Genomic DNA, 11,425 nt, shown 5'->3' with positions numbered 1-11,425 from the left:
CGTGACAGTTGAGAGTAGAATAGCCAATGCTTTTTTCATAAGGCCTCCAAAGCCAAACAATAATTATTATCAACTAATTTTAACTATTCTATTTTTAAAGTACACCCTTTTGCTGATCAAAAACTGTAACTAGATTTTCTATTAATGCCTAATTTGCAACTGGTTATGTAAGAGATCTCTCACTTTAAGTGTCGCTTTTAAGTAAATAGCAGCTCAACTCAACAGTAAATTTAAAAATAAACATTATTTATCATGGGCTTGTGCACCATCCACCAAATCAACTTTTCAAATAATTAAATTTCTAACCTTTTATTACTTCGTCACTCCATTAAACTTTTTACATCTTTTAGGAAGCCATTGACGGCTGTAAATCACATGATGTGTAATGGACTGTAATAGTTAATTATTGCCAAATACGGTTTAATTAACCTATGGAACAACAGGATGCGCGCTCAAGGTGAGCCATACAGGGTGTATATAGGATTAGTGGAGCCATGATGGCAAAGCTCATTATGGATAATGGCAGGAAGCTCGGATAAGGGCATATGTATGTTTGGCATGAGGCCAATGAAGGACACTACAGGAAGTAATACTCGCAAATCACAAAAAAGCGAGTGAAGGGACATTGATTGCATGGAGCTGATCAGCTCAAAACCAAAGCAGGATGCTTAGAAGATTCCGTCAGCGCGGCTCATAGAGCCGCGCTTCTTCGTTATATACTTCATTAACTTTTGCTTCTTTTACCTTTTAAATACGCATCTCTAAAATCAATAAAGTGGGCTGTTAATTTTTCTGCAGCAGAGCTTTCTCCTGCTTCAGCTAACACGACACACGCAACTTCTGCTGTACCTAGCTGATGAGCATGCGGAGCAACTCTGAGTTTATAATCTGATAGAGAGTCTGGGGACACAGAAAGCACCGGGAAAACATCTAAATACTCACTCTTTCTAAACATTTTTTTCGCTTCACGCCATGTTCCATCTAAAAAAATAAATAGTGGCTTTTTAGACTCAACACGTTCAACTTTAGTAATAACACGTTCTGGCTCTGCGCTATCAGCGGGGAAGACAACAATTGGCTGATAGCTTGGATCTTTTAGAAGTGATAACAGAGCCTCATCTGGCTCAGTCCTATCCCAACGAAATGCATAATTATCAGGCACCACATCTGCGATTAAACGACCCGTATTTGAGGGCTTAAAACTTTCATTGTGATACATTAATAGACACACTGCGCTTTGACAATCCTCGGCAACTTGAAGGTTGTCACAGATGCACAAATGTTCAGAAAGCAAACAAGCTTCACAGCGGGATAATTTTGAACCTCGCGCTTTAAACTCTCGCTTGGCCGCAGCTATTTGCTTTTGACGTAGAACTAATACTGAATTTTTCACTAATACCCCTTAGATTATAAGCCTCATATTGTAATAAACTAAGCGCATAATAGCAGTAAGGAACTCAAATGAAGATACAAAACTCGCAAAGATTACGTTATCGACTTATGGATAAAAATGATGCCGATTTACTATTCGAATTAGACCAAGATCCTGCGGTCATGAAATATTTAACGCATGGTAAGCCTAATTCAATGCAGACAATTAGAGAGGTTTTCATTCCTCGTTTAGAGCAGTTCACAAATTTAGAAAAAGGTTGGGGCTTATGGCAAGTAAATACCCTAGAAGAGGACCTGTTCATTGGCTGGATATTAGTTCGTCCGATGGACTTTTTTACAAGTCAACGTAACGACTGTAATTTGGAGCTGGGCTGGCGCTTTAAGCAAATTAGTTGGGGCAAGGGCTATGCCACTGAAGCTGCTCAACATATTGCTAATACTCTCGTAACTGACAACACATATACCACTTTTTCTGCTGAGGCCCTTGAAGGCAATTTAGGCTCTATAAATATTATGAAGAAGCTTGGTATGCACTATATAAAGCATTTTATTCATCAAGATGATCAAGGTCAGCATAACGCTGTACTCTACTCTAAAGAGTTGTAAGCTTTCCGGCAAGAAGCAGTTAGCTAAGGGAGAATACATGATCCAAAGTGGACCTTCGACAGCCTGATTAGCTAAAACAGAATAAATTCTAGGTATAAAAAACGACGCTCAATGGCTATTTCTCACATCAATTGGTTTGATGTGGCGGACGTGGGACTTGCTTTATGAAGAGTGAACCTTCGACATTTCAATTAGCCAACCCGGAACACGATCTAAATTTTAGGCATAAAAAAACCGACTTTCGTCGGTTATTTCTCACATCAATTGGTTTGATGTGGCGGACGCGGGAGGATTCGAACCTCCGACCGCCTGGTTCGTAGCCAGGTACTCTATCCAGCTGAGCTACGCGTCCATATATCAAATTCTCTATTTTTACCATCTGAGAAAGATGGCGGACGCGGGAGGATTCGAACCTCCGACCGCCTGGTTCGTAGCCAGGTACTCTATCCAGCTGAGCTACGCGTCCGGAACAAGTTATTTTACATCTTACTTTAGATACCCATATATTTTACCACTTTGAGAAAGTGGCGGACGCGGGAGGATTCGAACCTCCGACCGCCTGGTTCGTAGCCAGGTACTCTATCCAGCTGAGCTACGCGTCCGTATTTGATTTAATTTTATATCCTAACCAAAGGATACCCATATATTTTACCACTTTGAGAAAGTGGCGGACGCGGGAGGATTCGAACCTCCGACCGCCTGGTTCGTAGCCAGGTACTCTATCCAGCTGAGCTACGCGTCCTTAATTACAAGAAACCATTTAAAAATGGCGGAGAAGGAGGGATTCGAACCCTCGATAGGGCTACAAACCCTATACTCCCTTAGCAGGGGAGCGCCTTCAGCCACTCGGCCACCTCTCCGTCTTGTGGATGCGTATAATAAAGGCTTACGAAAATAAGTCAAACACTTTTATAGTAAATTATTGTCAAATGCTCATAGAATATGCAGCTTAGCTTAATCCATCTAACTTATGTTTATCTTTTAAACTAACTGATTGAAAAGCACACTGAAAAAATAGCTAAATGCGCTTTAATTTTTGTAAAAACAAAAAAGCCAGAAGAAATATCTTCTGGCTTTTAGAACTATAAGAGCGGGCTAAGTTTATAAACCAGCGCGCGCTTTAATTGTACCTATTAAAGCTGAACCACCATGACCGTTGCCCTCAGCCCAAGCTATATCAGCACCATCTGCTAATTTACTTTTTGGTAAGTTTTTTACAATATACCCGCCGGCATCTACCGCATTACTAGCAATAGCGTGACGTAATAGGTTATTACCATTGCATAACACACCATCGAAAATGTTCCTTATTTTTAGACGAGAGCTTTTAAGCTTTTTACGCAAACCACCTTTATCGTTTGCAGCAACATACTCACATAATGAAGCAGCTAACTGTTCATCTGCTTTTACTGAAAAGCTAAAAGAAAAAGACGCAACAACCAGCGAAGCTGATACAAGTGCGGTAGATAATTTCATTTCGTCGACCCTTTAATACTTTGTTCGTAACAGAATACGTATATAATTGTAGCAATCAATATAATCTACCGCAACAAACTCATAACTTTTTATGTAAAGTTACAAAGGTATAGCCATACTTATTTCTTTCATCTGGCTGGTTAACCTCAGACTCTACTTCTATCCATTGATAGCCTTTTTCATAATCAGGGAACTGCGTATCACCAGCAACTGCTAGATCAATAAAGGTCAAATATAAGCGCTCTGCTAATGGTAAGAATTGACCGTAAATATTACCACCTCCTATAACCATCACCTCTTCTGTTCCTTCAAGCAAGGTCAAAGCTTCTTCCGGGCTTGAAACAACCTCTACTCCTTCAGCTTTATAGGTTGTATTTCTGGTTATCACAATATTACGACGCCCTGGTAATGGACGCCCTATTGATTCAAATGTTTTTCGCCCCATGACCACAGGCTTAGCCATGGTGACACGCTTAAAATGTTGCAAATCAGCAGGTAGATGCCATGGCATCTGATTATCATCGCCAATAATACGATCATTCGCCATTGCTGCAATCATAGAAATAATCATTGTTGCTCCCTAAGCATTTAGTATTAAAAAAGGGCTTTAAAAGCCCTTTTATTAAAAGTTATCTCTCGTAGATAACTTCCACATCATAATCATCTTCATCCCAGTCGTCATCCCAATCATCGTCCTGCGCATTTTTCTTCGCTTCGCGATGATAAGTATCCCACTTGAACTCAACTTCTTCTTCCGCTTGCTCTTCTTCAAACTTATCTTTTGGCATACTTTCAAGTAACGCCATAATGTCATAGCACAAGGGTTGAGTATTCTTTTTGTTTGCAGCTGAGATACGGTATACAACCTCGGCACCAAGCTCTTCAGTGATACGCTCACAAGTTTCTTCTACTTCGTCTTCTGGAAGTAGGTCAATCTTATTAAGTACTAACCAACGAGGTTTGTCCGCTAATTTTGGACTGTACTGATGTAACTCGTTAATGATAGAAAATGCATTATCAACCGGATCTGTACCATCAATTGGCATAACATCAACAATATGAAGTAGCACACGACAACGCTCTAGGTGCTTTAAGAAACGAATACCAAGGCCTGCACCATCTGAAGCACCTTCAATCAGACCTGGAATATCCGCAATCACAAATGATTTACTCGCTTCAGGGCGAACAACACCAAGATTTGGTACTAGCGTTGTGAATGGGTAGTCAGCAACTTTAGGTTTAGCTGCTGAAACGCTTCTGATAAACGTAGACTTACCGGCATTTGGCAGACCTAGCAGTCCAACATCAGCAAGTAACATAAGTTCTAGCTTAAGGTTACGAACCTCACCAGGTGTACCCAATGTTTTTTGTCTTGGCGCTCGGTTTACACTCGACTTAAAGCGCGTGTTACCTAAACCATGGAAGCCGCCTTTAGCAACAAGCAACTTTTGACCATGTTGTGTTAAATCGCCTAAACACTCTTCAGTGTCTTCGTCAGTGACACGTGTACCAACAGGTACCTTTAGGAACAGGTCCGCACCTTTTTTACCTGTACAGTTACGCGATTGGCCATTAGTGCCTCGCTCAGCACGGTGGAATCGCTCAAACTGATAATCAATTAATGTATTCCAGTTTTCATCTGCAACGAGATAAACACTACCACCATCACCACCATCACCGCCATCAGGGCCACCATCAGGAACATATTTTTCACGGCGAAATGACACTATGCCACTGCCGCCGTCGCCAGCTTCAGCTCTAATTACAACTTCATCGACAAACTTCATGGTTTCTCTCTGTTTTGGGAGGTCTGATAGCAAATTATAACTCAAGCAGTTGCTTCCTGCTCATTAGAGTTGCGTTGCTAGATAAAGACCTAAAATAATTTACATACAAAAAAAAACCCCGCCGTAGCGGGGTTTTTCTGAATCTTTACCGATTACTCAGCAACGATGCTAACGTATTTACGGTTTAAAGGACCTTTAGTTTCGAAAACTACTTTACCATCTTCTTTTGCAAAGATAGTGTGGTCTTTACCGATACCTGCGTTAGAACCAGCGTGGAACTTAGTACCACGTTGACGAACAATGATGCTACCCGCTAAAACTGATTCGCCGCCGAAACGTTTAACACCTAGGCGTTTACTTTCTGAATCGCGACCGTTACGAGTACTACCAGCTGCCTTCTTATGTGCCATCTTACTGTACCTCTAAAAATTAAGCGCTAATGCCAGTGATTTTAACTTCAGTGAACCACTGACGGTGGCCCATCTGCTTACGAGAATGCTTACGACGTCTAAATTTAACGATCTTAACTTTCTCACCGCGACCGTGTGAAACAACTTCAGCTGTCACTTTACCACCGTTTACGAACGGTGCACCGATCTCGATTTTCTCACCATCAGCAACTAAAAGTACTGAATCGAACTCAACTGCTGCACCAGTCTCAACGTCTAATTTTTCTAGACGAATTGTTTGACCTTCAGTCACACGGTGCTGTTTACCACCACTTTGGAAAACCGCGTACATATTTAACTCCGTTGTGCGCCCTCAAATCGACGCAACTTAATATTCTTCAATAGGGCGCGAAGTTTACGCTAATGTTAAACTTCACGCAACCCTATTTTTGTAGATTTTGCATAAAAATTAGCTACGAAGAGGGCGAATTACTATTTTTTGACAGTCTATCTAAAAATCCCTATAAACCAAAGTTATTTTTCGTTGATTTATCGGCTTTTAAATAACCTAAATCGTGTTCCCTAAAACAGTAACAACCCGCTTTATTTCAGCTCAATAAATAGACAAACCATTAATTTAATAGTTTTTTTGATCTCATTCACGACTAATTATCGAGCTTACGTAATTTTTGTAGTACAATTCGCGCGTTTTACCATTACCAAACTTGGCTCGGAGCAAGATGGATATCAAAGCTATCCAGACGTTAATTGCAGATGACATGCAAGACGTCAATCAACTTATTCATGCACAAATGCAATCTGATGTAGCACTAGTAAACCAACTAGGCTTATACATCGTGAATAGTGGCGGAAAGCGCATTAGACCTATGCTTACCTTACTTGCAGCACGTGCGCTCGGTTGTAATGACAACAGGCATATAACTCTCTCAACAATCGTCGAATTTATTCATACCGCAACCCTACTTCATGATGATGTAGTAGATGAGTCGGCTCTAAGAAGAGGCGAACCTACAGCAAATGCTGAGTTTGGAAATGCGGCAAGTGTTTTAGTTGGCGATTTTATTTACACACGTTCATTCCAGCTTATGGTCGGCTTACAGAACATGCAAGTAATGCAAATTTTAGCAGATGCAACCAATGTCATCGCAGAAGGTGAAGTGTTGCAGTTAATGAACTGTAATGACCCGGATACCACTGAGCAGAGTTACATGCAGGTTATTTACAGTAAGACTGCAAAATTGTTTGAAGCAGCCACTCAGTTGCCGGCTGTTGTACTTGAGCAAAGTATTGAAGTACAGGACGCCTTAAAGTTGTATGGTATGCACTTGGGCACAGCATTCCAACTTGTCGATGATGTTTTAGATTACAGCGCAAATGCTGATCAAATGGGTAAAAATTTAGGTGACGACTTAGCCGAAGGTAAACCTACATTACCGCTTATTTATGCGATGCAAAAAGGCTCTGAGCAACAGGTAGCACAAATTAGAGAAGCCATTGAAACAGGTAATGGCATGCAGTTTTTAGATGACATTTTAGCAACCTTAGCTGACACCAAGGCGCTTGATTTTGCGATGGAGAAAGCGCGTGATGAAGCACAAAAAGCAATCAACTATTTAAGTATTTTACCTGACTCTGATTACAAAAAAGCGCTCATAGCTTTAGCTAACTTATCAGTTTCTAGAGACCACTAATCAAAAGTCTCATAAATGAAAAAAGCCAGCAGATGCTGGCTTTTTTTACACTTATAGATTCGATTCACCTTTCTATTGTTGCCGCTTCAATAAAACGGTTGCCACCAATACAAACAGTACGGCCGGCATCGCAGCGCCGATAAATGCAGGGACGTTATAAACCATAACAATGGGGCCAAAGATCTCGTTGCTTAAATGAAACGCTAGGCCTGTTACTACCCCCATAATAATGCGCGCGCCCATACTAACAGAACGTAGAGGACCAAAAATAAATGACAGCGCAACCAGCAACATCACTGCAATTGTTAGAGGCTGCATCACTTTTCGCCAAAGCGCCAAATCATAGGTGCTGGTATCTTGATCATTCTGAGCTAGGTAAGCTAAGTACGACATTAAGCCTTTAAAGGACAATGATTCAGGGTCTACAGAAACGACGTCTAACTTCTCGGCTGTGAGCTGAGACGCATAGAGCATTGACTCACTGTATTGAGTGGTAATTTGCACATCCGCTACCGTCATTTCTTCCACACCTTGAAACTGCCAGCCTTGAGGGACACTTTTTGCAGCCTCCACGCGCGTAACCTTTGTTAATGCTAATGAGTCATCAAAATGATAAATACTGACATCTTTCAGGTCGCCTGTTTGCTCAACATTACCGATATTTATAAAGTTATTACCATCTTTAGCCCATACGCCCTGTTGCGCATTAAAGACTTCTCCACCGTATATGGCATGATTTCGGATCTGCTTCGCCATTTTTTCTGACTGCGGCACCCCCCATTCACCTAATGCCATCATACAGAGCGCCAGAATGATCGCCGTTTTCATGACCGAACCAATAATTTGTAGTCTTGACCAGCCCGCTGCTTGCATAACAACCAGCTCACTGCTCGATGCCAACGCACCTAACCCCATCAAACCACCTATTAGCGCGGCCATAGGGAAAAACACAACAATGTCTGAAGGCATACTATATAAGGTGTAAAGTAAAGCAGCAGCAATATCATAGGAGCCTCGGCCTACAGACTTTAATTGCTCTATAAACTTAATCAGCGTATTAATACCAACAAAGACCAGCAATGCAAAACTGGTTGTTTGTAAGATACTACGGCCTAAATACCAATCTAACGTTTTCATCATGCTGTTTGTGCTCGCTTAGCAAATAATGAACGCAACCAGACGCCAAATGGACGACCTTTCGCTATTAAATAAGCACCGATAAACAGTGCACTAATATGTATCCACCACAGCCCTACCGCAGTAGGTACTTTTCCTTCTGCAACTAGAAACTTACCCGCATTGAGAAGAATAAAATAGCCTAGATATAAACCAATAGCAGGTACCAACTTGGCAAACTTACCTTGTCTTGGGTTTACCACACTCAAAGGAACAGCCATAAGCGTGAGTAAAATGATAGAGATTGGTGTCGAAAGGCGAAGTTGAAATTGTGCAATGGCTTCAGGTGTGCCCAGTTCAAGTAACTGCTTTGACGGGATTGCTTCTAACTTGCGACGCTGATGCTCAATTTCTTGCTCTTGGATCTGTACTTGATAAGTGCCAAACTCGGTTTTACTCAAAGCTTGGCTTTGACCGTCAGTTTCAAAACGAAAGCCATTATCAAGTTGTAATTGCTGCTCGCCAGTTTCTTGTTCAATAACACGCCCTGTTTGTGCATATACTAAGCGCGCAGCTTGTGAAGATTCTTTATCAGGTAGCTGAGCAACAAATACTTTGTTTAATTCTCTACCTTGCTGGTTAATATCATGGATAAATACCACAGCTTTTTCATTGCCGGTTTGTTGAAAACGGCCAGCCCTTAAACTCGACAGACCCGCATCGGCTTCGGCTTGCTCTTTCAGTTGATATTCTTTTTCATTCGCCCAAGGTGCTACATACATGCTTAACGCGCCCGCGAATAAAGCAAACAACACACTTGATACCAGCGTTACTCGCACCACATACCATTCGCTCACACCACACGCTTTAAGCACGGTCATTTCGCTGTCGGCATAAATACGGCTGTAAGCCAATATAATCCCTAAAAACAAACTTAAAGGGAGTATATAAACCGCCAATTGAGGGAGTTTAAGCGCCAAATAAGAAAGAATTAAATTGCTTGGTGTGCCACCATCACTTGCATCACTTAGTATTCTGACAAACTTTTGTGAGACAAAAATAGTCATTAAAGTGAGAAAGACAGCAATTTGCGACTTCAAGACTTCAGCTGTTAGGTAGCGAAAAATTAGCAAAATATGCCCCTATAAAACATCGTGTTTCACTGGAATAGTAGGAAAAATTGAGTAAACTGATTATTTTAGTCAGTTTATTATATGTCATCAAAACCAAATATCATACTAAGCATATTAGATAATCATGCATTTATGATATGGATAAGCGAAGACAGATAAAGTTCAAAAAGACATAATTTAGACTCAGGAGTCACAATGGAATTCAGCGTAAAAAGTGGTAGTCCCGAAAAACAACGCAGTGCCTGTATTGTAGTTGGCGTATATGAGCCGCGTCGTTTATCTCCAATCGGTGAGCAGCTGGATAAGATCAGTGAAGGTTACATTTCAAATTTACTACGTCGTGGTGATTTAGAAGGTAAGCCTGGTCAAGTATTACTACTTCATCATGTTCCAAATATCTTAAGTGAGCGCGTACTACTTGTTGGTTGCGGTAAAGAACGTGAGCTAGATGACAAGCAATATAAACAAATCATCTCAAAAACTATCAACACATTAAATGAAACAGGCTCAATGGAAGCGGTTTGCTTCTTAACTGAGCAACATGTTAAAGGCCGTGATACATACTGGAAAGTACGTCAAGCAGTAGAAACAACACAAGACTGCTTGTATACATTCAATCAGTTAAAAAGCAAAAAAACAGATCCACGTCGCCCGCTTCGTAAAATCGTATTCAACGTACCAACGCGTCGCGAGTTAACCATTGGCGAAAATGCCATTGAACATGGTCTTGCCGTTGCAGCAGGTGCAAAACTGTGTAAAGACGTAGCTAATATGCCACCGAATATCTGTAATCCTCGTTATTTAGGCGAGCAAGCTCAAGAATTAGAATCTTTTGACAACATTTCTGTAAATCTTGTCGGTGAAAAAGAAATGGAAGAATTAGGTATGCACTCATACCTAGCGGTTGGCCGTGGCAGTGATAACGAATCTGTTATGTCAGTGATCCACTACAATGGCGCGCCTGAAGAGCAAGCGCCGGTTGTCTTTGTCGGTAAAGGTCTAACGTTCGATTCAGGTGGTATTTCAATCAAACCTGGCGAAGCCATGGATGAAATGAAATACGACATGGGTGGTGCTGCAGGCGTATTGGGTTTAATGCGCACAGTTGCAGAGCTTCAGTTGCCGATTAATGTTATTGGTGTGCTAGCAGGCTGTGAAAACATGCCAAGCTCAAACGCCTATCGCCCAGGCGACATCCTCACTACTATGTCAGGTCAAACGGTTGAAGTTTTAAACACAGATGCAGAAGGTCGCCTAGTATTATGTGACGCACTTACTTATGTTGAAGCATTCGAACCTGAAATCGTGGTTGATGTAGCAACTCTGACAGGTGCCTGTATCGTTGCACTGGGTGCACATGCAACGGGTTTACTGTCAAATCACAACCCACTTGCCCATGACTTATTAAAAGCATCTGAGCAAAGTGGCGACCGAGCTTGGCAACTACCACTGTGGGATGACTATCACGAGCAACTTGAAAGCCCATTCGCTGACTTCACAAATCTAGGCGGTCGTGCAGCAGGAACTATCACTGCAGCATGCTTTTTATCTAAGTTCACCAAAAAGTACAATTGGGCACACTTAGACATCGCAGGTACAGCTTGGAAGAGTGGTAAAAACAAAGGCGCGACAGGTCGACCTGTACCTATGTTGACACAATACCTATTAAATCGTGTTGGACCAACTGAAACCCAAGCAGATTAACCGCTGTGAGTGATTGATGGTCAGTTCGTTCTGTGTCAAAATGCGGGTTTATTTTGAACGCTTATTTTAACCCTGTAAAACCGTTAAAATATGTAATTTGAAGCGAATTT

Annotated in this window: 11 protein-coding genes and 5 tRNA genes; 3 read left to right on the top strand and 13 right to left on the bottom strand. The window is 41.4% G+C overall.

Annotated features, from left to right (window positions below):
* Positions 1-724: 724 nt before the first annotated feature.
* Positions 725-1,393: a DTW domain-containing protein gene (locus tag ABMY35_RS06270; protein ID WP_349285472.1), complete on the bottom strand. Its 669-nt coding sequence runs from the start codon at positions 1,391-1,393 to the stop codon at positions 725-727.
* Between the two features lie 68 nt (positions 1,394-1,461).
* Here ABMY35_RS06270 and ABMY35_RS06265 point away from each other — a divergent pair, with 68 nt between their 5' ends.
* Positions 1,462-1,998 carry a GNAT family N-acetyltransferase gene (locus ABMY35_RS06265; protein ID WP_349285471.1) on the top strand — a complete coding sequence of 179 codons (537 nt, stop codon included), beginning with the start codon at positions 1,462-1,464 and terminating at the stop codon, positions 1,996-1,998.
* Between the two features lie 275 nt (positions 1,999-2,273).
* Here the strand turns inward: ABMY35_RS06265 and ABMY35_RS06260 are convergent.
* From ABMY35_RS06260 to rplU, 10 genes are all read right to left on the bottom strand, one after another.
* A tRNA-Arg gene (locus tag ABMY35_RS06260) sits at positions 2,274-2,350 on the bottom strand.
* A 37-nt stretch (positions 2,351-2,387) separates the two neighbouring features.
* Positions 2,388-2,464 (bottom strand) — tRNA-Arg (locus ABMY35_RS06255).
* A gap of 59 nt (positions 2,465-2,523) precedes the next feature.
* Positions 2,524-2,600, bottom strand: a tRNA-Arg gene (locus tag ABMY35_RS06250).
* 63 nt (positions 2,601-2,663) lie between these two features.
* Positions 2,664-2,740: transfer RNA gene (locus tag ABMY35_RS06245), tRNA-Arg, on the bottom strand.
* 25 nt (positions 2,741-2,765) lie between these two features.
* Positions 2,766-2,858 (bottom strand) — tRNA-Ser (locus ABMY35_RS06240).
* 241 nt (positions 2,859-3,099) lie between these two features.
* Positions 3,100-3,474, bottom strand: coding sequence for a DUF3718 domain-containing protein (locus tag ABMY35_RS06235; RefSeq protein ID WP_349285470.1), 375 nt, complete (start codon positions 3,472-3,474; stop codon positions 3,100-3,102).
* A gap of 79 nt (positions 3,475-3,553) precedes the next feature.
* The gene (folA, locus tag ABMY35_RS06230) at positions 3,554-4,045 is read right to left on the bottom strand and encodes a type 3 dihydrofolate reductase (protein WP_349285469.1); all 492 of its coding nucleotides are present in this window, start codon (positions 4,043-4,045) and stop codon (positions 3,554-3,556) included.
* Positions 4,046-4,103: 58 nt separating this feature from the next.
* A complete protein-coding gene (gene cgtA / locus ABMY35_RS06225) occupies positions 4,104-5,261 on the bottom strand; it encodes an Obg family GTPase CgtA (protein ID WP_349285468.1) in 1,158 nt (385 codons plus the stop codon).
* Positions 5,262-5,413: 152 nt separating this feature from the next.
* A complete protein-coding gene (rpmA, locus tag ABMY35_RS06220; RefSeq protein ID WP_349285467.1) occupies positions 5,414-5,671 on the bottom strand; it encodes a 50S ribosomal protein L27 in 258 nt (85 codons plus the stop codon).
* 19 nt (positions 5,672-5,690) lie between these two features.
* Positions 5,691-6,002, bottom strand: a complete 312-nt coding sequence (gene rplU, locus ABMY35_RS06215; protein ID WP_058030935.1) for a 50S ribosomal protein L21 — start codon at positions 6,000-6,002, stop codon at positions 5,691-5,693.
* 388 nt (positions 6,003-6,390) lie between these two features.
* Here rplU and ispB point away from each other — a divergent pair, with 388 nt between their 5' ends.
* Positions 6,391-7,362 (top strand): octaprenyl diphosphate synthase, encoded by a 972-nt coding sequence (gene ispB, locus ABMY35_RS06210; RefSeq protein WP_349285466.1) that lies wholly within the window; start codon positions 6,391-6,393, stop codon positions 7,360-7,362.
* Between the two features lie 72 nt (positions 7,363-7,434).
* Here ispB and lptG read toward each other — a convergent pair whose 3' ends face one another.
* Positions 7,435-8,502, bottom strand: a complete 1,068-nt coding sequence (gene lptG / locus ABMY35_RS06205) for an LPS export ABC transporter permease LptG (RefSeq protein WP_349285465.1) — start codon at positions 8,500-8,502, stop codon at positions 7,435-7,437.
* Positions 8,499-9,611 carry an LPS export ABC transporter permease LptF gene (gene lptF, locus ABMY35_RS06200; protein ID WP_349285464.1) on the bottom strand — a complete coding sequence of 371 codons (1,113 nt, stop codon included), beginning with the start codon at positions 9,609-9,611 and terminating at the stop codon, positions 8,499-8,501. Before lptF ends, lptG begins: the two co-directional genes overlap by 4 nt.
* A gap of 195 nt (positions 9,612-9,806) precedes the next feature.
* On the opposite strand from lptF, the gene pepA reads away from it, so the two are divergent.
* Positions 9,807-11,315, top strand: coding sequence for a leucyl aminopeptidase (gene pepA / locus ABMY35_RS06195; RefSeq protein WP_058030939.1), 1,509 nt, complete (start codon positions 9,807-9,809; stop codon positions 11,313-11,315).
* Positions 11,316-11,425: the final 110 nt, after the last annotated feature.

Source organism: Pseudoalteromonas sp. BZB3 (assembly GCF_040104455.1).
Lineage (GTDB): Bacteria > Pseudomonadota > Gammaproteobacteria > Enterobacterales > Alteromonadaceae > Pseudoalteromonas.
The sequence above is the reverse complement of the archived record's forward strand: the minus strand, read 5'-3'. Positions and strand labels throughout refer to the sequence as shown.

Bases quoted from the DNA above. Each gene is read 5' to 3' on its own strand.
- ABMY35_RS06265 (WP_349285471.1), top strand. From the start codon at position 1,462: ATGAAGATACAAAACTCGCAAAGATTACGTTATCGACTTATGGATAAA.
- ABMY35_RS06235 (WP_349285470.1), bottom strand. From the start codon at position 3,474: ATGAAATTATCTACCGCACTTGTATCAGCTTCGCTGGTTGTTGCGTCT.
- folA (WP_349285469.1), bottom strand. From the start codon at position 4,045: ATGATTATTTCTATGATTGCAGCAATGGCGAATGATCGTATTATTGGC.
- cgtA (WP_349285468.1), bottom strand. From the start codon at position 5,261: ATGAAGTTTGTCGATGAAGTTGTAATTAGAGCTGAAGCTGGCGACGGC.
- rpmA (WP_349285467.1), bottom strand. From the start codon at position 5,671: ATGGCACATAAGAAGGCAGCTGGTAGTACTCGTAACGGTCGCGATTCA.
- rplU (WP_058030935.1), bottom strand. From the start codon at position 6,002: ATGTACGCGGTTTTCCAAAGTGGTGGTAAACAGCACCGTGTGACTGAA.
- ispB (WP_349285466.1), top strand. From the start codon at position 6,391: ATGGATATCAAAGCTATCCAGACGTTAATTGCAGATGACATGCAAGAC.
- lptG (WP_349285465.1), bottom strand. From the start codon at position 8,502: ATGATGAAAACGTTAGATTGGTATTTAGGCCGTAGTATCTTACAAACA.
- pepA (WP_058030939.1), top strand. From the start codon at position 9,807: ATGGAATTCAGCGTAAAAAGTGGTAGTCCCGAAAAACAACGCAGTGCC.